This window comes from Acinetobacter sp. NEB 394 (assembly GCF_013374795.1).
Classification (GTDB): Bacteria; Pseudomonadota; Gammaproteobacteria; order Pseudomonadales; family Moraxellaceae; genus Acinetobacter; species Acinetobacter johnsonii.
Genome location: NZ_CP055277.1, coordinates 909,643 through 931,218, shown reverse-complemented (window position 1 = coordinate 931,218; position 21,576 = coordinate 909,643). Strand labels below are relative to the sequence as shown.

General features: G+C 43.4%; 18 protein-coding genes. 3 read left to right on the top strand and 15 right to left on the bottom strand.

Annotation, left to right across the window (positions count from 1 at the left end):
• Positions 1–3: 3 nt before the first annotated feature.
• Positions 4–1,926, bottom strand: coding sequence for a threonine--tRNA ligase (thrS, locus tag HUK62_RS04270; protein ID WP_004692292.1), 1,923 nt, complete (start codon positions 1,924–1,926; stop codon positions 4–6).
• Between the two features lie 509 nt (positions 1,927–2,435).
• On the opposite strand from thrS, the gene HUK62_RS04265 reads away from it, so the two are divergent.
• The gene (locus HUK62_RS04265; protein ID WP_176537175.1) at positions 2,436–4,079 is read left to right on the top strand and encodes an acyl-CoA synthetase; all 1,644 of its coding nucleotides are present in this window, start codon (positions 2,436–2,438) and stop codon (positions 4,077–4,079) included.
• A 72-nt stretch (positions 4,080–4,151) separates the two neighbouring features.
• On the opposite strand, the gene HUK62_RS04260 is transcribed toward HUK62_RS04265, so the two are convergent.
• The 10 genes from HUK62_RS04260 to mazG form a co-directional block, all read right to left on the bottom strand.
• A protein-coding gene (locus HUK62_RS04260) for an IS3 family transposase (RefSeq protein WP_101495500.1) occupies positions 4,152–5,389 on the bottom strand; the annotation gives its coding sequence in 2 pieces (ribosomal slippage) (positions 4,152–5,053 and positions 5,053–5,389; 1,239 coding nt in all).
• Between the two features lie 99 nt (positions 5,390–5,488).
• On the bottom strand, positions 5,489–6,022 hold the full coding sequence (gene yjgA / locus HUK62_RS04255; protein ID WP_005400753.1) for a ribosome biogenesis factor YjgA: 534 nt from the start codon (positions 6,020–6,022) through the stop codon (positions 5,489–5,491).
• Positions 6,023–6,024: 2 nt separating this feature from the next.
• Positions 6,025–6,294, bottom strand: coding sequence for an HPr family phosphocarrier protein (locus HUK62_RS04250; RefSeq protein WP_010325935.1), 270 nt, complete (start codon positions 6,292–6,294; stop codon positions 6,025–6,027).
• Positions 6,291–7,142, bottom strand: coding sequence for an RNase adapter RapZ (gene rapZ / locus HUK62_RS04245; RefSeq protein ID WP_004692298.1), 852 nt, complete (start codon positions 7,140–7,142; stop codon positions 6,291–6,293). The genes HUK62_RS04250 and rapZ overlap by 4 nt, the downstream gene beginning before the upstream one ends.
• Positions 7,143–7,168: 26 nt before the next feature.
• Positions 7,169–8,011: a pantoate--beta-alanine ligase gene (gene panC / locus HUK62_RS04240; RefSeq protein WP_125274089.1), complete on the bottom strand. Its 843-nt coding sequence runs from the start codon at positions 8,009–8,011 to the stop codon at positions 7,169–7,171.
• Positions 8,012–8,014: 3 nt separating this feature from the next.
• Positions 8,015–8,824, bottom strand: coding sequence for a 3-methyl-2-oxobutanoate hydroxymethyltransferase (panB, locus tag HUK62_RS04235; RefSeq protein WP_004692301.1), 810 nt, complete (start codon positions 8,822–8,824; stop codon positions 8,015–8,017).
• 36 nt (positions 8,825–8,860) lie between these two features.
• The gene (gene folK, locus HUK62_RS04230) at positions 8,861–9,349 is read right to left on the bottom strand and encodes a 2-amino-4-hydroxy-6-hydroxymethyldihydropteridine diphosphokinase (RefSeq protein WP_078425168.1); all 489 of its coding nucleotides are present in this window, start codon (positions 9,347–9,349) and stop codon (positions 8,861–8,863) included.
• Positions 9,346–10,815 carry a polynucleotide adenylyltransferase PcnB gene (gene pcnB, locus HUK62_RS04225; protein ID WP_176537174.1) on the bottom strand — a complete coding sequence of 490 codons (1,470 nt, stop codon included), beginning with the start codon at positions 10,813–10,815 and terminating at the stop codon, positions 9,346–9,348. The genes folK and pcnB overlap by 4 nt, the downstream gene beginning before the upstream one ends.
• A gap of 137 nt (positions 10,816–10,952) precedes the next feature.
• Positions 10,953–11,351 carry a ComEA family DNA-binding protein gene (locus HUK62_RS04220; RefSeq protein ID WP_114836792.1) on the bottom strand — a complete coding sequence of 133 codons (399 nt, stop codon included), beginning with the start codon at positions 11,349–11,351 and terminating at the stop codon, positions 10,953–10,955.
• An 18-nt stretch (positions 11,352–11,369) separates the two neighbouring features.
• Positions 11,370–12,131 (bottom strand): nucleoside triphosphate pyrophosphohydrolase, encoded by a 762-nt coding sequence (mazG, locus tag HUK62_RS04215; RefSeq protein WP_176537173.1) that lies wholly within the window; start codon positions 12,129–12,131, stop codon positions 11,370–11,372.
• A 118-nt stretch (positions 12,132–12,249) separates the two neighbouring features.
• Between mazG and HUK62_RS04210 the strand changes: the two genes are divergently transcribed.
• Positions 12,250–13,017, top strand: a complete 768-nt coding sequence (locus tag HUK62_RS04210) for an SDR family oxidoreductase (RefSeq protein WP_176537172.1) — start codon at positions 12,250–12,252, stop codon at positions 13,015–13,017.
• A gap of 38 nt (positions 13,018–13,055) precedes the next feature.
• Here HUK62_RS04210 and HUK62_RS04205 read toward each other — a convergent pair whose 3' ends face one another.
• From HUK62_RS04205 to cysM, 4 genes are read right to left on the bottom strand one after another with little or no spacing between them, the layout of a single operon-like run.
• Complete coding sequence (locus tag HUK62_RS04205; RefSeq protein ID WP_004979149.1) at positions 13,056–15,362, bottom strand: bifunctional (p)ppGpp synthetase/guanosine-3',5'-bis(diphosphate) 3'-pyrophosphohydrolase; 2,307 nt, start codon at positions 15,360–15,362, stop codon at positions 13,056–13,058.
• Positions 15,363–15,395: 33 nt separating this feature from the next.
• Positions 15,396–16,784: a 23S rRNA (uracil(1939)-C(5))-methyltransferase RlmD gene (gene rlmD / locus HUK62_RS04200; protein WP_176537171.1), complete on the bottom strand. Its 1,389-nt coding sequence runs from the start codon at positions 16,782–16,784 to the stop codon at positions 15,396–15,398.
• 6 nt (positions 16,785–16,790) lie between these two features.
• Complete coding sequence (locus tag HUK62_RS04195; protein WP_004692313.1) at positions 16,791–17,612, bottom strand: 3'-5' exonuclease; 822 nt, start codon at positions 17,610–17,612, stop codon at positions 16,791–16,793.
• Between the two features lie 22 nt (positions 17,613–17,634).
• The gene (gene cysM / locus HUK62_RS04190; RefSeq protein WP_005400763.1) at positions 17,635–18,564 is read right to left on the bottom strand and encodes a cysteine synthase CysM; all 930 of its coding nucleotides are present in this window, start codon (positions 18,562–18,564) and stop codon (positions 17,635–17,637) included.
• Between the two features lie 153 nt (positions 18,565–18,717).
• On the opposite strand from cysM, the gene HUK62_RS04185 reads away from it, so the two are divergent.
• Positions 18,718–21,531: an ATP-binding protein gene (locus HUK62_RS04185; RefSeq protein WP_176537170.1), complete on the top strand. Its 2,814-nt coding sequence runs from the start codon at positions 18,718–18,720 to the stop codon at positions 21,529–21,531.
• Positions 21,532–21,576 lie beyond the last annotated feature (45 nt).

Here is a 21,576-nt window from a genome sequence, read left to right as displayed (position 1 = left end):
CTGTTACTCCACAATGTACCGGCCGCGTTCGGCAACGGCTGCTTTTACTAGGTCAACGAAAGCGTCGATTGACATAGTACCCAAATTTGTTCCAGAGCGGGTACGCACGTTCACTGTACCTTCCTCTACCTCACGGTCCCCAAGTACCAGTAAGTAAGGAATACGCTCTAATGTACGTTCACGAATCTTAAAGCCGATTTTCTCATTTCTCAAGTCTGAAATCGCACGGAGACCGTTTTCTTTAAGTTTAGCGACGACTGACTCACATGCTTCCGCTTGTGAATCGGTAATGTTCATCACACATGCTTGAATTGGTGTTAACCAAGGTGGCATAAAGCCCGCATAGTGTTCGATTAGTATACCAATAAAACGTTCAAAACTGCCAAGTATTGCACGGTGCAACATTACAGGTTGATCGCGATCATTGTCTTCAGTGACATATGACGCATCTAAACGTTCTGGCAAATTGAAGTCACATTGGATTGTACCACATTGCCATACACGGCCTAAGCAGTCTTTCAGTGAGAATTCAATTTTCGGACCATAGAATGCACCTTCACCCGGTTGAAGTTCCCACTCCAAACCAGCAGCATCTAAAGCATCTGCTAAAGATTTTTCAGCCATATCCCAAAGTGCATCATCACCCACACGTTTTTCTGGACGTGTAGACAACTTCATTTGCACTTCTTCGAAACCAAAGTCTTTATATACATCTAAAGTCAGTTGAATGAAGTCAGCCACTTCTTGACCAATTTGCTCTTTGGTACAGAAAATGTGTGCATCATCTTGAGTAAAGCCACGAACACGCATAATGCCATGCAATGAACCCGATGGTTCGTTACGGTGACACGAACCGAACTCAGCCAAACGAATTGGCAAATCACGGTATGATTTTAAACCTTGGTTGAACACTTGTACGTGACAAGGACAGTTCATCGGTTTAATTGCATAGTTACGGCTTTCTGAATGCGTCGTGAACATGCCATCAGCATAGTTAGCAGCATGGCCTGATTTTTCCCAAAGCGTGAAATCAACCACTTGTGGGGTACGAATTTCGAGGTAGCCATTATCTTGTTGTACTTTGCGCATGTATTGTTCAAGTACTTGATAAATGGTCCAACCGTTTGGATGCCAGAACACCATACCTGGTGCTTCTTCTTGCATATGGAACAGGTCTAAAGCTTTACCAATTTTACGGTGGTCACGCTTTTCAGCTTCTTCAATACGTTTGATATAAGCTGCAAGCTGTTTTTTGTCTGCCCACGCTGTACCATAAATACGTTGTAACTGTTCATTCTTCGCATCCCCGCGCCAATAAGCGCCTGACATTTTAGTCAGCTTGAATGCTTTTAAAAATTTAGTATTGGGCACGTGTGGACCACGGCACATATCCAAATAATCTTGATGGTAGTACAAGCCCATTTCTGTTTCTTCAGGCATGTCTGCAATCAAGCGTAATTTATAATCTTCACCACGCGCTGTGAATTCTGCAATCACCTCATCACGTGGTGTCATTTTTTTGATGACATCATAGTCTTGATCGATGAGCTTTTTCATACGCTCTTCAATGGCTACCATGTCTTCTGGCGTAAATGGCTTTGCGCTAAAAATATCGTAATAGAAGCCATCTTCAATGACAGGACCAATCACCATTTTCGCTTCAGGGAACAATTGCTTCACCGCATGTCCCACCAAGTGAGCGCAAGAGTGACGAATGATTTCGACACCTTCTTCGTCTTTAGGCGTAATAATTTGAAGGCTGGCATCCGTAGTAATCAAGTCAGATGCATCGACTAAACGACCATCGACTTTTCCTGCAACTGTATTTTTCGCAAGACCCGGACCGATGCTCAGTGCAACGTCCATCACAGATACAGCTTGATCAAATTGTTTTTGATCGCCATTTGGCAAAGTGATAATTGGCATAAAAAATCCTTAAGGAGTGATGCCCCGTACCATGGAGCATGTCACCGCGAGATTATGATCGAGGTAAAACCTCAAAAGATAAAAACGGTGGATAAATAAAATCAGTCGAATTTTACACGTGTTATCCACAGGATTAAACCTTTTCCCCTATAAAATTCACGTTTCAGCGCATTTTGAATTTATTTGCCAGTCCCACAGCATCACTAAAATGAGGGAATTGATGTGCCGCAATCCTTATCGCTACATTTTATAATGACTCTATCGGTCACTTTTTATTGAACAATACAGCAACACAAGCATACACATTTTGCTTAAAAAGCAGGCTAAAATCTAACTAAAAGGGTTTATATCGCACAGAATCCATAGATTCAGTTTAGATAAACTAAACAAAAAAAATTCAATAAATTCATCTAAAAAGAGCAACTCGACTAAAGCATAAATGCAAGATGGCTGAAAAATGCATATCTTTTAATCAATGGAAAAATAATACTGAATTTGGAGTGATCAACATGGTGAGTGCTTATGATGAGTTACCAAGAACCCCCGCAAACTTTGTGGCTTTGTCACCGCTGCGTTATTTAGAACGAGCTGCTTATATTTACCCTCATCAAGATGCCATCATTCATGGGCACCGCCATATTTCATGGCGTGAAACTTACCTTCGCTGCTGCCAATTTGCCTCACAATTACAAAAACTGGGAATCACAAAAAACGATACTGTCTCTGTTTTGCTGCCCAATGTCCCTGCAATGATCGAAGCACATTTTGCAGTCCCAATGGCAGGTGCTGTCCTCAACACATTGAACACGCGCTTAGATGCCAAAACCATCGCATTTATGCTTGATCATGCAGAAACCAAAGTCTTATTGGTGGATCCAGAGTTTGCATCGGTTGCACAAGAAGCCTTGGCTTTGGTCGGACGCGATATTTTCGTGATTGATGTAGATGATGCTGAGTACGAAAACTGTTTTGCAGCCCCGATTGGGCAAATCGAGTATGAAGACTGGTTAACCGAAGGCGATGACAACTTTGAATGGCATTTACCTCAAGATGAATGGGATGCCATTAGCCTTAACTACACCTCTGGCACCACAGGCAACCCAAAAGGCGTGGTTTATCACCACCGTGGCGCTTATATCAATGCAGCCAGTAACATCATTGCTTGTGGCATGACACCTCGTGCGACCTACTTGTGGACCCTACCACTGTTTCACTGTAACGGCTGGTGCTTTGCATGGACCATGGCAGCCAATGGCGGCACCAACATCTGTTTACGTAAAATTGACCCTGAACTCATTTTCAAACTCATCGCTGAGCACAAAGTCGATTATTTCTGTGGTGCGCCGATTGTATTATCCATGCTGATCAATACCTCTGAAGAGCAACGGGTTCACTTTGAACACCGCGTTGAGGTAATGGTGGCAGGTGCTGCGCCTCCTGCTGCAATCATTGAAGGCATGCGCCATATTGGTATCAATGTCACTCATGTCTACGGTCTCACTGAAACCTATGGCCCTTCTGCGCTTTGTGCGTCTCAAGCGGGTTGGTCTGACTTATCGATTCAAGAACAAGCGCAGCTGCACTCACGCCAAGGTGTACCGTACCCACTGCAAGATGGTATGAAAGTCCTTGATCCAGATACCATGCAACCTGTACCGCATGATGGTCAAACCATGGGCGAAATTATGTTCCGTGGCAACATTGTGATGAAAGGCTACCTCAAAAACCCTGAGGCGACCGCAGAAGCGTTCGCTGGTGGTTGGTTTCATACAGGCGATCTTGCAGTCTGCCAACCCGATGGCTATGCCAAAATTACTGACCGCTCTAAAGATGTGATCATTTCTGGAGGCGAGAATATTTCATCACTAGAAGTTGAAGAAATTCTCTATCAACATCCTGCTATTTTAACGGCTGCGGTGGTCGCAAAACCCGATCCTCGCTGGCAAGAAGTGCCCTGTGCATTTATTGAACTCAAAGCAGGTAAAGAAACCACACCTGAGGAAATCATTGAATTCTGTAAGCAACATCTGGCACGTTTTAAAGTACCGAAAGATGTAGTGATTACAGAAATTCCAAAAACCTCGACAGGCAAGTTACAAAAATTTGTTCTACGCGATTGGGCCAAAGAGCGTGCAACGGGCGAGTTTAGCTAAACATTCAGCAGTCTATACAAACAAATATGTCTTGTCCTGAAATAGATTGACAGTATTCCACTTCAAACCGAGTTAAGCAATTAGCTCGGTTTTAGTTTGCTCATACATCTGATTCGGGGTGTTCATATTTAAACTTAAATGTGGTCTATAGTAATTATAAATCATGATAGATTCCGTAATTAAGTGATCTAACTCCTTCATGGTTTGACATCGTGTAGTTAAAAACTCCTGCTTTAATATTCCATTAATCCGCTCTGCTAATGCATTTTGATATGAGAAACACTGTTTCGCAAGGTATCCATCTGTCATGGAAGGACATATCCCATAATGGCGCAATGCCGATTGATATAGCTCAGAGCAATACTGAGAGCCTCTGTCTGAATGATGAATCATCCTAGTCGCTCGATCCGTCACATGCTGCATCGCCATATGTAGAGCCTGCATAACATTCTCCGCACGCATATCATTCGATAACTTATAACCTTTAATCTGACGGGTATAAGCATCTGTCACCAATGATAAATAATGTACGCCTTCAGCACTCTCAACATAAGTAATATCACTAACAAAGACTTCGTTGGCTTGCACTGCTGAATAATCCTTTAATAAATTTGGATGCTTCTTCATCCAATGCTTGCTATCCGTAGTTTTTGTATAGCGACGCTTGGGGCGAATCAATAAATTATGCTCTTTCAATATTTTAAATAACTGATCCCGTCCACACTTTAAACCACGCTGCAACAATTTGCCTTTAATAAGCCAATACAACTTACGTGTTCCGATACTTGGCATGAGACAACGATATTCCATAACCAACTCAAGTATTTGTTCAGTTGCTTGTGCAGTCATTTGAGCACGTTTTTCTGCTTGATAATAAGCTTGTCGGGTGATTCCCAACCACTGACAATAACGTGAAACGCTTAGTCCTCTTTGGCTTTGCCAATCTTTGAAACGTGCTCGGTATACTTTTTTCCAAGATCAGTCCCACATTCTTTATCAATGTGATAAATCACATCCTGAATAAATTCAGTTTTAAGCTTTTCTGCGGCTAACTGCTTTTCTAATTGGCGGATTCGTTGTTGGGGTGTTAATTGGCGTTTAGAAGAAGGCGGCATATTCGAAGTCCAGTCCTGTTGTCCGTGCTTGCGTAACCATACCAGCACAGTTGATCTTCCTTGAATACCATATTTTGCCTGAGCTTGTTTATAAGTAATTTGCCCTTTTTCTACTTCATGTACAACCATCATTTTAAAGGCAAAGCTATAATCACCTTGTGTACGTTTAACTCTTTGTTCTCGTTCATGTTCCATAAAATAAGCCTCTTAAAGGTGTAAACTTATTTCAGGACGGGACAATATTCTCAAATAAAAAAGCGACCTTGAAGGTCGCTTTTTTTATGTCTCAATGACTTAATTATCTGAAATTAAAGCCACTTGCTGAATGTAGTTAAACAACTTCAAACGCGAAGCTTTAAGTTGTTCTTCATCTGCCTGCTGTTTCATATCACGGTGAATACGCAATACATGCTGACGAATGGTATGACGTTCCGCGGCATTATAAGTTTTGGAAAACTCATTAATGACCACATCACCATCTTTGATCATACGATCAACCCAACGCTGCAATTGAGCGGTTTTTTTCGCGCCTTGTTGCGGTGTCAAATAAGACAAAATCACCGTTTCATCTTCATTACGCAACAACTTCCCAATGCGTAAAAATTGGCGACGACGAGCTTCATTTGATGTAATCAGTTTCACATCCAAAAGGGCTTCAATCAAACGCTCTTCAACAGGTAAGTTTTGAATTTGTTTAGTGTTCAACTCTGCAAGTTGAGAACCCAAAGATGCCATACGTTGTACGGCTTTTTTCTGTTCAGTTTTACTTGCACGTCCTTCTAAAGATTCAAAGTCTTCTTCAGTAAAACTATGCGGTCGACGTGCCACGATTAATCTGCCTCGTAAAATTTTGCTGCAAATAGTGCCTGAATCTCAGATAAAGCTTGTTCTTCATCTGCGCCTTCAAGCACCAAGCGTAAAGTGGTGCCCTTTCCTGCGCCTAGCATCAGGAGGGACATAATATTTTTGGCATCCACCAATTTGTCTCCTTTTCCAATTTGGATTGAAGAACGGAATTTGGTGGTCACTTCAATGAGCTTGCCAGATGCACGCGCATGTAACCCTAGTTTATTAATTACGTCAACAGTTGTGTCAATCATGCCCAGTGCTTCATTTCTCGATGGAGGACCTGAATAGACCATTTTGCCTCAAGGGCTTTTTTTAGTCTATCCACAATATATACAGAGCGATGCTGCCCACCCGTACAACCAATTGACACGGTCATATAGTGACGATGCCCTTCAGCAAAAGCTGGTAACCATTTATCTAAAAACTTATAAATATCTTGGAACATTTCGTGGGTTTGCTCACTTTGTTCCAAAAATTTTTGCACAGGGGCATCTAGTCCAGAATACTTCCGCAGTTCTAAATCCCAATGGGGATTGGGTAAATGACGCACATCAAACACATAGTCAGCATCTAACGGAATACCATGTTTAAAGCCGAAAGACTGCAAAATCAAAATCAGGTTATCTGACTGCCCCAATTTTGACAGCAAGGTATGCTTTAAATCGTGCACACTTTTATCGGTGGTATCAATATGCACAGTTGAGCGCAAATTAATCGGCAATAAAAGGGTTTTTTCTTCTTGAATACACTGGTTCAAACTTTGAAAGCGTGTCGCCAACGGATGCGGACGACGTGAAGCACTAAAGCGCGCAATTAGTTCTTGGTCACGCGTGGTCAAATAAATAATATCGACCGTACCATGCCTTTGCAATTGTTCAAACACCAAGTCGAACTCTTGCAAATCTGCACGTGTACTGCGTACATCCACACCAAGCGCCAACTGCTCAAGGTTATTTTCCCGATCCAGTTTAGCCACAATCTCTGGGAGTAAGGCCAAAGGCAAATTATCAATACAGTAATAACCGAGGTCTTCCAACACTTGTAATGCAGAGGATTTACCCGAACCAGACTGTCCTGTAACAATTAAAATGCGCTTCATCTTAATCCTTTGAGAGGTGAGCTTGCCTAAATATGTTTTACTTTCAAGTTATCAATTAAACGAGTTGCCCCGAGTTTCGCCGCAACAAAAAGCACCAGATCTTGGTCAAACGCATCTAATTTCTGCAATGCAGGTGTGCGTGCTTCCACATAATCCACAACAAAACCAGCCTGTGTCAATGTCGCCTTTATATTTGCTAACACATCCGCTAAAGCAGTACCGGTTTGTAGCGACTGTTCTGCCGCTTTTAAACTTTGATAAATGGTCGGTGCCTTTTGACGGTTTTCTTCGCTTAAATAACCATTACGGGAACTTAAAGCCAAACCATCTTCTGCACGTGCAATTGCCACACCCATCACTTCAAGCGGCATATTCAAATCACGAACAAACTGACGAATCACAGCCAACTGTTGATAGTCTTTTTCACCAAAGAAAGCAAAATTAGGTTGCACAATATTGAACAGTTTCGTCACCACAACGGCGACACCATCAAAATGACCTGGGCGTTGTAGACCACACAAATCATTGGTGATATCTGAAACAGTAATATTGGTCAAACGTGGACTGTTGCCATACATTTGCTCAACCGATGGTGCAAACACGATGTCACAACCAACCTCGGCCAACAAGCGCTGATCTTGCTCCAAGGTGCGTGGGTAACTATCAAAATCTTCATTGGGTCCAAATTGAATCGGATTCACAAAAATGCTGACTACAACCACATCACAGAGTTTTTTCGCTTCGCGCACAAGGTTCAAATGCCCCTGATGCAAGTTCCCCATGGTCGGGACGAAACCAATACTTTTTCGAGCCGTTCGCGCAGGGTTCAATGATGCTGATAGGCCTTGGATCGTGGTTTCAGTTTTCATGTTTTACAGCTCGACTTGGAATGTTTGTTCTTTCGCAGGGAATGAGCTATCAAGCACCGCTGCATGGTATGCCTTGAACGCATCCAAAATCGCCGTTTCCCCTGCTTGTTCTTTCATAAAGTTACGCACAAATTTTGCAACACGACCAAAAGTCAGTCCAAGCATGTCTTGTACCACTAAGACTTGACCATCGGTATCCACACCTGCGCCAATGCCAATGACAGGTACATGTGGGAACAACTCACTAATTTCTTTACCGAGCTGCGCAGGCACACACTCTAATAACAGCACCGCAGCACCCGCATCAACCACCGCTTGGCAGTCCGCAATTAATTGGTCTGCCGCTTCACGTGTGCGTGCTTGTAATTTATAGCCACCAAACACATGTACAGACTGTGGGGTTAAACCTAAGTGTACACATACAGGAATACCGTTGCGTGTCAAAACCTGAACCGTTTCAGCCAGCCACGCACCACCTTCGACTTTGACCATTTGCGCGCCCGCTTGCATCACTACTTTTGAGCTTTGCAAAGCATCATTTAAGGTGGCATAGCTCATAAACGGTAAATCGGTCATGATCAAGGCATGCTGGTTACCACGGCGTACAGCTGCGGTATGGTAAGCCATATCTTCAACCGTAACAGGCAAAGTGGAATCACGACCTTGAATCGCCATACCTAGTGAATCACCAATTAAAATGGTATCAATTTCAGCAAGTTCCATTGCCTTTGCCATACTTGCATCATAGCAAGTCAGGCAGGAAAATTTGCGACCTTCTGCTTTAAATTTTCTTAAGTCATTTAAACTAATCATCAAACTATTCCTTTCAACATCTTTAGCTCGGCTAAATTAAATCTCTGCCCAATTGCCTGCATCCAGCACGCTCAACGTGGGTTGTTGTACAACAGGCAACTGTTTCAACGCAATACCATCAATGTGTAAATTGGGGTCTAAATCCAGCAATGGAATCAACACAAAATCACGCTCCATCACACCGACATGGGGCACGGTTAAGCGTTCATGCTGAATTTTCTCTTCTGCATAGATCAGTAAATCTAAATCTAAAGTGCGTTCACCCCAATGGCGTAAACGTACACGTCCCGACTCTTGTTCAAAACGTTGCAGCTCATCCAGCAAAGCCAACGGCGCCAAGTTTGTGCTGAGTTGCACTACGGCATTTAAATAATTGGGTTGATCTTGCGGTCCCATCGGTGGGCTTTGATACAGCTTGGAGGTCTTCACATCGCCAAGACTAGCCAACTTGTGCACCGCTTCAGTCAAAATCACCTTAGAGTCGCCTAAGTTACTACCTAGACCAATGTACGTGACGATGCTCATTGTGTCGGCCCAAAAATCACGCTGCTTAAATCACGTTGAACACGTTTACGTTTTAAAATTGGGTGGTCTGCGCCAATCTCGGTCGAGCTGTGACCTGCTCCCCTACCAGTCTGCGTACGAGCTTCAGCGTGTTGCTTCGGTTTACGTGCACGACGACTGCGCGATTCTTGCTCTTGCACCAAAGGCTCAATTTCATGACTTACCGTTTTGGCAATCGCCGCTTCTTCAGCACTTGCTTTACTACTGCGACGTGATTTTGCACGTTGGCGATTATATTGACTAATGGCACGTTCTTTTTCATCGGTGCTCATCAACTGATAGGCATCCCACCATTGTCCCATGCCAAGCGTACCGTCATCACCAGATTTTTCGCGAAGCAACAAAAAGTCAAAGCCTGCACGGAAACGTGCATGGCTGGATAAGGCTTGAATTTGCTGTGCTTTCGGATTGAGTAAACGAGTTTGCATTTCCCACACTTCACGAATGAAGGTTTCGGCAAAGCGCGGAATAATAGTACGCGTGGCTTGGCGTTTTAATACATCAAGTCCTGCTTGTGCACGAGCTTCAGCTGCAACCACACCTTTACCACTATAAAACTCACAACGCTCTAAGAACGGTTGCCATAACAACACCGCATAGAAAAATGCAGGGTTGATGGTTTTGCCCACTTGAATACGCTGATCGGTATTTTTAGCGGCACGTTCAATAAATGGGGTGATATTCGGTTGGATATCTGCAAATAACTGCTTCCAAATGCCGAAATCGATCAACATTGGCAATACACGATTTAAATGTCCCATCGTGAATAACTTCTGAGATTCATCATATAAACGGTGCGGCGAAACATCACGCAGTAACTGCGTCATTTCCAAGGTAAAAACGTCAAGAATTTGCTGATCGATTGAGAAACCTAATTTTGCAGCAAAACGCAAAGTCCGTAGCATTCGCACAGGATCTTCTTCAAAACGCGTTTGTGCATCACCCAGTAGACGTAAGGTTTTATTTTTAATGTCATCCACAGCATGACAGAAATCTAAGACAACGCCCTTGCGTGGCTGATAGTACATTGCATTAATTGAAAAATCGCGGCGAGCAAAGTCTTGCTCTATCGTGCCCCAATTGTTATCACGCAAAATCATGCCTTGCGCAGAGGTGACTTCTTTCTTCGGCGGTGCACGGAAAGTTGCCACTTCAACCAACTCACGACCTGAATAGACATGAGCCAGCTCAAAACGGCGTCCGATAATACGGCAACGTCGTCCGAAAACTTCTTTTACCTGTGACGGTGTTGCATTGGTCACTGCATCAAAATCTTTGGGATTTAGGCCAAGCATCATGTCGCGGACACCGCCACCGACGATATACGCTTCATAGCCTGCCTTAGTTAATGCATCGATCACATCTAAAATGTAAGAAGGTAATTGAGCGGTTGATAAACCACATTTTGACGCGCGCAAAGTTTGCAAAAGCCGCTGTCTCCTACGCCTAAACGTAAAATTCTAAGATGACGCTAATCATATATCTAACACAATCAAAGGGCAATTTGATTATCGAAAGCAAAGCAGGATTCTGATCAATTCACCAATAAATGACACCGCTTTTTTCACAAGCCCAAACGAGTTTTATTTTTTGCAAAAATTGCCGGTCCAATCCCGCGCACCTGTTGTAGTTCATCTATGGTCTTAAATGGCCCTTGTTTCTGGCGATAGGCCACAATTGCCTGTGCCTTTTTTAAACCCACACCCTGAAGCTGCTGTAATTGATCGACACTGGCTTGATTTAAACTAATTTTATTTGCGCTCAACACAGGTTGAGCCTGAACAGGAGACACAGCACGTTTCACGCTCTTTGGCGCTTGAATACGATCATCCCACGCCTGCTGCTCTGCTTTCCAGTTCAGGTAGTTCTGATCAAAAGACTGTGCATAACTACTGGGTACCCAAGCCAGTAGACTCAGTAATAACAACGCAATGATCAACAAACTTACTTTTATTTTTATCAATTGAAACCACCATTTTTATTATTTCAGTTGTAATTTGGCTTGCTCCCACAGATGATCCATTTCAGCTAAAGACATTTGCTCAATATTTTTATTTTGTTGCAAAGCTTGATCTTCAATGAAAGCAAAACGAGTCCGAAACTTATGAATCGTACTCAAAAGCGACATTTCGCTTGAGACGCCCAGTTTACGTCCAACATTAATCATTGAAAATAAACAATCGCCAAATTCATCTGCTATTTCATCGGAATTTTGCTGCTGAACCGCATGTTTCAATTCAGCTAATTCTTCTTCAAGCTTGGCATAAGCACCGGCCACATCAGGAAAGTCGAAACCGATCTGTGCTGCATTTTTTTGAATGTGCTCCGCTTGTTGTAAGGCTGGGCCATGCTTGATGCTGTCTAATCGTGACTGTGACTTACCTTGCTTTTCCTGCTGTTTAATTTGCTTCCAAAGTTCGCTCACCTCTTCGGCAGACAACGCTGAAAACTGCTGTGCTTGAAAGACATGGGGATGACGACGAATCAGTTTTTCTGTGATGGCATGAACCACATCTTGAAAATTAAAAGCCCCTTGCTCGGCATACATCTGTGACTGGAACACCACCTGTAACAGTAAATCCCCCAACTCATCGCGTACCTCATCAGCTTTACCTGAACGCACAGCGGCTTCAACTTCATAAGCCTCTTCAATGGCATAGCGGGTTAAACTTTCTGGGGTTTGTTGTTGATCCCATGGACATTTTTCACGTAATTCACGCATCACGTTCAGCAATTGTTCCATGTTTATCTCTCTTCAAAAATCATATTGATAAAAATTACATTATGACGGCATTCATTTGTTATGCTCAATCCAATCACAACAATAACATCAAGAAAAAGAGCAACAAGGAGCCATTTCAATGCGCAGTATTTTGATTAGCGGTGCAGCCCAAGGTATTGGTGCGGCCATCGCCCGCTTATTTTACGCACATCACTATAAAGTGGGAATTTACGACATCAATAGCGCTCAAGCCCAACAGCTGGCAGCTAGCCTCGGCCCAAATGCCAAAGCAGGACAGCTCGATGTTTCCAACTATCAAGACTGGCAAACTGCTTTAGCCGAGTTTGTCACATGGGCAGGTGAGCTCAATATCTTGGTCAATAATGCAGGAATTCTATTCTCAGGGCCTTTTGAACAAACAGAGATCAGCGCACATCACAAAACCATGTCGATCAATGTCAATGGTGTACTGAATGGCTGTCACGCTGCATTGCCCTACCTCAAACAAGCGAATTTTGCTCGTGTCATCAACCTTTCATCGGCTTCAGCCATCTATGGTCAAGCCGATTTAGTCTCGTACTCTGCCAGTAAGTTTGCGGTACGCGGCATCACTGAAGGCTTAGATACCGAATGGCAGAAATATGGCATTCGTGTATTAGATGTCATGCCGCTATTTGTACAAACTGCCATGGTGCAAGATATGCAAGCGAAGAGTATTCAAAACATGGGGGTACACTTAACTGCAGAAGATGTAGCGCAACACGTTTTTCAACGTGCTGTTGCAAAAGATACGGCACTCACTGCAACCCATCAAGCCTTGGGCGCCAAAGCCAAGCTTTTATTTCAACTGAGTAAAATCAGTCCCCAATTTCTCAATCGCCTGACCAATTTGTACCTTTCCAAATAAAAAAAGCCTGCAATTGCAGGCTTTTTTATAACGGTTACTTAGTTACCTTGCACCAAACGACGCGCACTAATAATGCCCGGTTGCTGTTCTAAACGCGCCAACAGTTTTGATAGTTGCGATAAGCCTTTAACTTCAATCAACAATTTCATATTAGCAATACCGTCTGCTTCAGAGATGGTGTTGACCTGACGAATATTGATTTGATCGGAGAAAATCACTTGAGTCAAATCTTTGAGCAAACCACGACGATCATAAGCTTCCACCACGATTTGCACACTCTGACCACGCGTTGGCTGCATTTCCCAATCGGCTTCTACTGCACGTTCAGGTTCATTTTGAATCATGCGTAAGTAGTCAGGACACGCCACTTTGTGAATGCTCACCCCACGGTTCAAGGTGATATAACCCGCAATTGACTCGCCATGCACAGGCTGACAACACTGCGCCACATGCAGCTCAACGTTATCTAAACCATCAATCAGAATGCCATGCGCTGACAAGGTATGACTAGCACGTGGATTCAACGTCGGCTTCAGCACCAGTTCAGGTTCGTCCTGATCCAAATGCATATGACGGTTCACCTGATTGATCAAAGCATGCAGGCTAATGTCACCATTGACCAGTGCAATCAGAATATCTTCACCCGCTTTGACATTGAAATGATTGCAGTAATCATTCAAATCAATACTTTTTGGGTGAATTGCTAAACGTGAAAGTTCTTTATTTAAAAGGTCACGGCCCACTTCCAAGTTTTTGCTGCGGTCTTGTTGTCTAAACCAATGGCGCAGCTTGTCACGCGCACGTGCCGTCTTGATGTAACCTAAAGAGTTCACCAACCAATCACGGTTTGGCTCACGGTCTTTCTTGGTTAAAATTTCAACTTGCTCACCCGTTTTTAAGGTATAAGTCAGTGGAACATAGCGCTGATTCACTCGCGCGGCATAACACTTATTACCGACTTGAGTATGCACATGATAGGCAAAATCGAGTACTGTCGAACCACGTGGGAGCTCTTTAATATCGCCATCACGGCTAAACACATAAATCTTCTCAAAGTCTTCAAAATCTTGAATTTGCTCAAAATTTTCAGAGTCTTCATCAGACTTATGTACATTCGCATCATTGCGCTCTTGATAGTGTTCAAGTACTGCACGCAATGAATGTAAACGATGGTTAAAAGAGCGATCGGTATTCTTACCGCCCTCTTTATAGTTAAAGTGCGAACACACCCCAAGTTCTGCTTCTTCATGCATGCTCTTGGTACGAATCTGAACTTCAAGTGACTTATTTTCCGCAATCACAGCCGTATGCAGTGAGCGGTAACCATTGGCTTTCGGATTGGTAATATAGTCATCAAACTGATGCGGAATATGCCGCCAAATTTGGTGCACGATCCCCAACGAGTGATAGCATTCAGGAACCGTTTTAACCAAGACCCGAACGGCACGAATGTCATAGAGCTGATCGAAGCTCAGGTTCTTACTTTTCATTTTTCGATAAATCGAATAAATGTGTTTTACCCTGCCACTAATTTCAGCTTCAATACCATGCTCATTCAAAGATGCACGCAAAGTATCAATCACAAACTGAATATATTGCTCACGCTCCAGTCGCTTTTCATTCAGCAGCGTCGCAATTTCTTTATAGCGATCGGGTGCTAAATAGCGAAAGGCTAAATCTTCCAGTTCCCACTTTAACTGCGCAATCCCTAAACGGTGTGCCAGAGGTGAGTAAATGGTTAAGATTTCTCGTGCTACACGCTCTTGACGTTCTTTAGATGAAGTCGCCAATTCACGCAGTGCATAAGTTCGCTCAGCCAATTTGATCAGTACAACGCGCACGTCTTCCGTCACTGAAATCAACATTTTATAAATGCCGTTTAAGTGCTCGCGCTGATTGTTATTAAAGTGATCTTCGAGGCGTTTATTCTGCTCGATGAGGTCAGATAACTTACCCATAGCCAAAGTGCCTTTGACAAGTGCATGCACTTGTTCGCCAAAATGCTCTTGTACTTCCGCCAATGGAATCACGCCTTCGCGTACACCACGATAGAGCATCGCAGCAGCCAAGGTGTCTTCATCGACATGTAAATGGGCCAGAATATCCGCCATTTCAATACCGGTATAAAAGGTATTGGAACGATGATTAACCGTGGTTTCTAACTCTTTTTGTAAAGTCAAATTGGCAACTTCTTCGAGTTGCTCAAGCTTCGCATCATCTAATATGCTTCGAACACGATCTAACCATTCAGCCAAATCATGTTGAGCTTGTTCGGCATGCTCTACAGTCGCCTCCTGAGACAACTCATTGAGTCGCCCAGGTAGTTGCTCACGTACTGTGACCATACCCTTCTCCTACACTTTTACGCTTCATATTCTTTAATCGTTTATCTCATTATCTTTTTCAAACAATGCTATCGACTCAACGTGACCTGTGTGGGTAAACATGTCCATCACACCAGCTTTGACTAATCGATAACCCTGTTGTACCAACAGCCCCGCATCCCTTGCGAGTGTCGCTGGATTACACGACACGTAAACGATTCTTTTTGCACCAAAGTTAGGCATATAATGCATTATTTCCTCTGCGCCTGCACGTGGAGGATCTATCAATAATGCATCAAATCCTTGATTTGCCCAAGAATGATGCGAGAAATCTTTTGTTAAATCTTGTGAAAAGAACTTCAACTGGCGAAGCGCATTACGTTCCGCATTTTCTGCACCACGTTGAACCATTTCTTCACTGCCTTCAACACCAACCACTTGTCCTGTTGCGCCCACGCATCGAGCCAAAGGCAAAGAGAAATTTCCTAGACCACAGAACAAATCGAGAACACGTTCTCCTTGTTTTAAATCTAGCAAGTCACATGCCAATTTCACCATTTGCGGGTTAATGGTTGAGTTTACTTGAGTAAAGTCGTGTGGGTTAAATCCAAATGCCACATCAAAATCATTTAAACGATAATGTAAACGCATCTCTGCATGTTCATCATCCATACGCTTTAGACTGTCTGGGCCAGCAGCTTGTAAATACAACTGCCACCCTCTGTCTAACGCAAATTGTTTTAATCGGTTGACATCCTCGGTGTTTAATTTTTCAGTATGTCGCACCGTGAGGGCGATGTCACAATCCCCCATAGCCAATTCTATATGACCAATAGCCGCTTTGGCTGTTAGACTTTGGAGTAACTGCTTCAAGCGTGTGATCGAACCAAACTCTTGATCTAAGACCAAACAACGATCAATTGAAGTCAGTTTATTGGTTTGACGCTCTCTAAAACCCACGACCAATTGATCTTTGTGCGGCAAATAACGCACCCCAATGCGCGCTTTACGACGGTAGTCTTCACGTAAAGAGCGTAAAGGCGGCAACCATTCTTCAGGTTGAACCCCCGCAAAATGCTGTAAATGTGATTTAAGCACATCCTGCTTTAAACGAATTTGTTCATCGGGATGAATGTGCTGCATATTACAGCCACCACAGCTTTTAAAATGCGGGCACTTCGGCTCAACCCGAAAAGCAGAGGCTTCACTGAGGAGTTGAACAGCATCGGCTTCCTCTAAGCGCTTTACCGCATGGGTAATCTGCGCTTTGACCGTTTCACCCGGCAATGCATAGCTAATAAAGACTTTTTTCCCCTGCTTGTCCGCAGGATGGTCTGGATGCGAACCATAGTGCGCTATGCCGCGTCCTTCATGCGAAAGTGACTCAACCTGAAAAATATAACTGGGCTGTTGAGTTGGACGAGGTTTGGCTCTATGTTTCATGTGTACCTAAAGATGGGAAGGGGAAAAATCGGCAGCGGTAAAGGCCGTCTGCTGTGAGGTCTCACGCCACACCGACAAAAAGTCTTGATGCTGCGGTTGAGCCTGTAAAAACTGGATGGTTTGATCGATAAAATGACGATGATCTTGAGCGAGCAATTGCCCTTTGAGTAAGAGCCAACGCAAATACACCAACCATGTATTTAGCACATCACCTTCACAATAACTGGTGAGTTTAAGCCACTCCTGTGCCCGAACATATTCAGGTACATGATAAGCTCCATCGCCCCGTTTACCGGGATATCCCAATAAATGAGCAACATCATCTAGCTTTTGGAAATGACGTCCATTAAACATTGCCATCACATCCATCAGATCGATGTGACGCTGATGATAACGGTTCTGATAGTTATTATAGCGCTTTTGTGTGTCAATTTCGCCCTGATCAAACAAAGCAGGTGCAGTTAAACCATGATACATAGCGCGAAGCATGATTACAGGTAAGTCAAACTGAGCGCCATTCCAACTCACTAAAGTTGGTAAGCGCTTATCAAATATGGATAAAAACTTACTGAGGATTTCTGCTTCCGAATATTGCTCACGGCTAAAAGAAAAAAGTTTCATCTGGCCTTGGTCATCCAACCACAAGCCTGAAATACACACAATTTCATGCAAAGCCAAACGCTGAAAATCCATGCCTGATTCTTGGCGACGCAACTTGGTCAGTGCCGCCTCCAAATCAGCCTCAGGCAAATCTAAACCATATAAATGCGCCCCCGATCTCAAATCAGTCATTGTTTCAATATCAAAGGTGAGAACGGGTAAACGCATAGCAGGACTCTCTTTTATTGTTTTATTCAGGATCGACCACAGAGAAAAGACCCGTCGATAAATAACGGTCACCACGGTCACAAATAATGCACGCAATGACAGCACCAGGGTTTTCTTCAGCAATTTTAATCGATGCCCACACCGCACCACCTGAAGAAGTTCCTGCGCTAATCCCTTCTTTTTGCGCCAATTTACGCATGGTTTTTTCCGCTTCAATTTGCGGAATATCAATAATTTGATCAATCCGACTGCGGTCAAAAATCGTTGGTAAATATTCTTCAGGCCAGCGGCGAATCCCTGCGATACTTGAACCATCCGATGGCTGTAAGCCAATAATTTGAATGTCGGGGTTCATCTCTTTGAGATATTTAGAGACCCCCATAATGGTACCTGTAGTGCCCATTGAGCTCACAAAGTGAGTGATTTTGCCACCTGTTTGCTGCCAAAGTTCAGGCCCAGTCGTTAAATAATGTGCTTCAACATTATCAGGATTACCAAACTGGTTGAGTACATGCCCTTTGCCTTCTTCTTGCATTTGCAAAGCCAAATCACGTGCACCTTCCATGCCCTGTTCTTTGGTCACTTCAATCAGTTCCGCGCCATAAGCACGCATGGCATCTTTACGTTCTTGGCTCATGTTGTTGGGCATAATCAGTTTCATCTGATAGCCACGCATCGCAGCAACCATTGCCAGTGCAATGCCGGTATTTCCACTGGTCGCTTCAATCAAGGTATCGCCCGGCTGGATTTGCCCTCGCTTTTCCGCTTGCATAATCATGTTATACGCGGGACGGTCCTTGACAGAACCTGCGGGGTTGTTGCCTTCTAACTTTGCCAATACTGTTGCTTGAGTGTGACTTGCCAGACGCTGTAAACGCACCAGTGGAGTTTTTCCAACATAGTGATCTAACAAAAATTCGTCTGCTTGAAAATCAGTGGATGTAGTACTCATTCTTTTTACCTTGATCGAGGTGCGCCTATTGTATGGAAAAATGCCTGTCCCTGCACCCATTTAGCGTGCTTTTTCGTGAAAGTGATTAAAGCACCATCGATTTTTTATAAAGCGTGCTACACTTCAAAGCATAGGGAATAAATCACTTGCACCATGTCAAATATCAATAAAAAGTTATTTAATCGTCTGCACTTAAACCATGCTTATGGACAGCTGATTGCACTTATTTTCGTGCCGATTATGATTTTGGCCTGTGTAGGTGCATTACTGGTTATTACCGAAACTTCAAATGCCGCCAAAGCCCAGCAGCGACAAATGGCGATTGCAATTTTAACGCGCTATCAGCTAGATGCGGAAGCGGCGATCAATTTGGTGAATGCCTCCCCTTGGCAGTATGAAAATGCACGTTATTTGATGCAAAAGATGTTAGATGAAAAACATCTGATTCGTGCCGCAATTATTGATGAAAAAGGCAATAACAAACTCAGCATTGGCTACCAAGACCAAGCGCCGTGGCCTGCGCTGAAAAAAAATACTGATTTTTTTGGCCCGATGAATTTTAAAGGCAATACGGTATATGGTTTACCCATCAACCAATTTACAGGCACGCCTGCACAGTTGGTGGTTGAATTAGATAACCAACCCTTACAAATTGCCCGTTATCGCGTGTTGATTGTGTTGATTGCGACAGGTCTGTTGACACTCTTATTGCTTTTACTCTGTTTAAATTTCTACTCGCGTCGCTGGATTGCGCCGATGTATGAAATTCGCATGCAGCTGCAACGTTTAAATGCCGACACCCTCGATCAGCACATGCTGATTAACAGTACCGGTGAATTACGCTTACTACAGCGCGATATTGCCAATGTGGTGAAACGCCTGCATTTTAGTTTTTTAGAATTGAAAGAACACACTGAGCAGACAGAAGACGATTTACGTCGAACCCTTGACACTTTAGAAGTGCAAAACATTACCTATCGTCAAGCGCGTGACCAAGCCATTTCAGCCAGTCAATCCAAGTCAGTATTCTTGGCCAATATCAGCCATGAACTGCGCACGCCACTGAACAGTATTGATGGTTTTATTCACCTCTTACTGCGTCAAGACAACCTTAACAATGATCAAAATCTTTATTTACAAACCATCCGAAAATCATCTGCACACTTACTGGCACTGATTAATGATGTTTTAGATTTTTCAAAAATTGATGCAGGTAAACTAGAACTCGATACTGCAACTTTTGATCTAGAAGAAGCAATTTTTGATGTTATGGATATGCTGTCTCCTCTTGCTGCACAAAAGCATATCGATATGGCCTTTTACTATGCCGACAATGTGCCAAAGCATGTGGTTGGAGATGCCCTACGCTTCAAACAAATTTTAACCAACCTAATTTCCAATGCCATTAAGTTTACTCCTGATGGCGAGATCATCGTCCGCGCAAGAATGGAACAAGATGATATTGGACAGTGCCTATTGCACTTTAGTGTACAAGACAGCGGCATCGGACTCAGTGGAACCGACCGCAAAAAACTGTTTGAGTCTTTCTCGCAAGGTGATGCTTCAGTCACGCGCCAATTTGGCGGTACAGGTCTAGGCTTAGCGATTTCCAAACAGCTAGTGCATTTGATGCAGGGGCAAATTGGATTTGAGGACAACCAAGAACGCGCGCCCACCGAAAAAGGTTCCACCTTCTGGTTTACAGCCATGTTTATGGTCAATGAAGAAGATGAGTACGTTGAGCATCCTCAGTTTAGCGACATGCAAGTGGTTTCGTATTTGGCACATCCTGCAACGGCCAATATTCTGCGTCATTATCTTGAAGACTATGCTGTGGAGCACATCGAATCGAGTTCAATTTTAGACTTGTTCAGTCACCTCAACAGACTGCCTCAAGATGTGGAAAATACATGGTTAATTGTTGATCATAGTGGTGATACCGAAGCCTTATTAAAAGAAATTCGTCAGCGTTATAGCGGTAACCTTGCAGTTTATGGCTACCAGATGTCACTTGATTTGACCACGCTGAATGAGTATCGCGCACGACCCTTATACCAACCACTCAGTCGGAGTACTTTGATTCAATTACTCAGCAATCAACCGCTATTTGAAGAAGACGAAATGGAGTCCTTCAATGGTCAAGGCTTACATATTTTAGCGGTGGATGACCATCTCCCTAACCTGATTGTCCTTGAAGCCCTACTGGGCGAGTTGAATGTCACGACAACAAAAGCTTTAAGCGGTCAACAAGCCTTAGAGATTCTACAAGAGCGCGCTGAACACAACAGCAAAGCTTTTGATTTAGTGTTTATGGATATTCAAATGCCTGTCATGTCGGGTGTCGATACCACACGTGCCATTCGTGCGCTGGAGTCAACCATTGAAAATCATAAGCGCTTGCCCATTATTGCCCTCACCGCACATGCATTGGCCGATGAAAAACAAAAACTACTGCAAGTCGGCATGGATGACTATGTCACCAAACCGATTCAAATTGATCAGCTCATTCAAATCCTGACCCATTGGACCACTGATCGCTTCAATAAAGGCTCGCCTGTTGAAAAAGCCATCGTGATTGAAGCACTCGATCCGAAGGTACTCGACTGGCAGCAAAGCCTACAGTTAGCCGCCAATAAAGAAGATTTAGCGGTCGACTTATTGCGAATGTTAATGGACAGTTTTGATACTGAGTTGCATGAAATGAAGCAGTTGATTGAAATGGAAGATTTCCCACAATTGGAGCATGTGTTACACCGTCTGTATGGTGCAACACGCTATGTCGGTGTACCCAACTTACAAGAAGCAACAGGGACATTTGAACAGTTTGTTTCAACCTTACGTAAAGAGCGTCGTAAAGCCGATGAACAGTTTGTTCAAGAAACCATCAAGCGTTTCAATGAACTCAAAGTCGTGATTGAACAAGTACAACATGTGGCACAGCAAATTTTAATCAAACATAGCCCATAAAACATTTAAAAGAGCATGACACCAAAGGCAAGTTTCGATGTGACT

Excerpts from the sequence above, each read along its gene's own strand:
- thrS (WP_004692292.1), bottom strand. The coding sequence starts at position 1,926 with ATGCCAATTATCACTTTGCCAAATGGCGATCAAAAACAATTTGATCAA.
- HUK62_RS04265 (WP_176537175.1), top strand. The coding sequence starts at position 2,436 with ATGGTGAGTGCTTATGATGAGTTACCAAGAACCCCCGCAAACTTTGTG.
- panC (WP_125274089.1), bottom strand. The coding sequence starts at position 8,011 with ATGAAAACTGAAACCACGATCCAAGGCCTATCAGCATCATTGAACCCT.
- HUK62_RS04195 (WP_004692313.1), bottom strand. The coding sequence starts at position 17,612 with ATGCGTTTACCCGTTCTCACCTTTGATATTGAAACAATGACTGATTTG.
- HUK62_RS04185 (WP_176537170.1), top strand. The coding sequence starts at position 18,718 with ATGTCAAATATCAATAAAAAGTTATTTAATCGTCTGCACTTAAACCAT.
- rlmD (WP_176537171.1), bottom strand. The coding sequence starts at position 16,784 with ATGAAACATAGAGCCAAACCTCGTCCAACTCAACAGCCCAGTTATATT.
- cysM (WP_005400763.1), bottom strand. The coding sequence starts at position 18,564 with ATGAGTACTACATCCACTGATTTTCAAGCAGACGAATTTTTGTTAGAT.
- HUK62_RS04210 (WP_176537172.1), top strand. The coding sequence starts at position 12,250 with ATGCGCAGTATTTTGATTAGCGGTGCAGCCCAAGGTATTGGTGCGGCC.
- mazG (WP_176537173.1), bottom strand. The coding sequence starts at position 12,131 with ATGGAACAATTGCTGAACGTGATGCGTGAATTACGTGAAAAATGTCCA.
- folK (WP_078425168.1), bottom strand. The coding sequence starts at position 9,349 with ATGAGCATCGTCACGTACATTGGTCTAGGTAGTAACTTAGGCGACTCT.
- HUK62_RS04250 (WP_010325935.1), bottom strand. The coding sequence starts at position 6,294 with ATGATTGACACAACTGTTGACGTAATTAATAAACTAGGGTTACATGCG.
- rapZ (WP_004692298.1), bottom strand. The coding sequence starts at position 7,142 with ATGAAGCGCATTTTAATTGTTACAGGACAGTCTGGTTCGGGTAAATCC.
- HUK62_RS04205 (WP_004979149.1), bottom strand. The coding sequence starts at position 15,362 with ATGGTCACAGTACGTGAGCAACTACCTGGGCGACTCAATGAGTTGTCT.
- panB (WP_004692301.1), bottom strand. The coding sequence starts at position 8,824 with ATGATTAGTTTAAATGACTTAAGAAAATTTAAAGCAGAAGGTCGCAAA.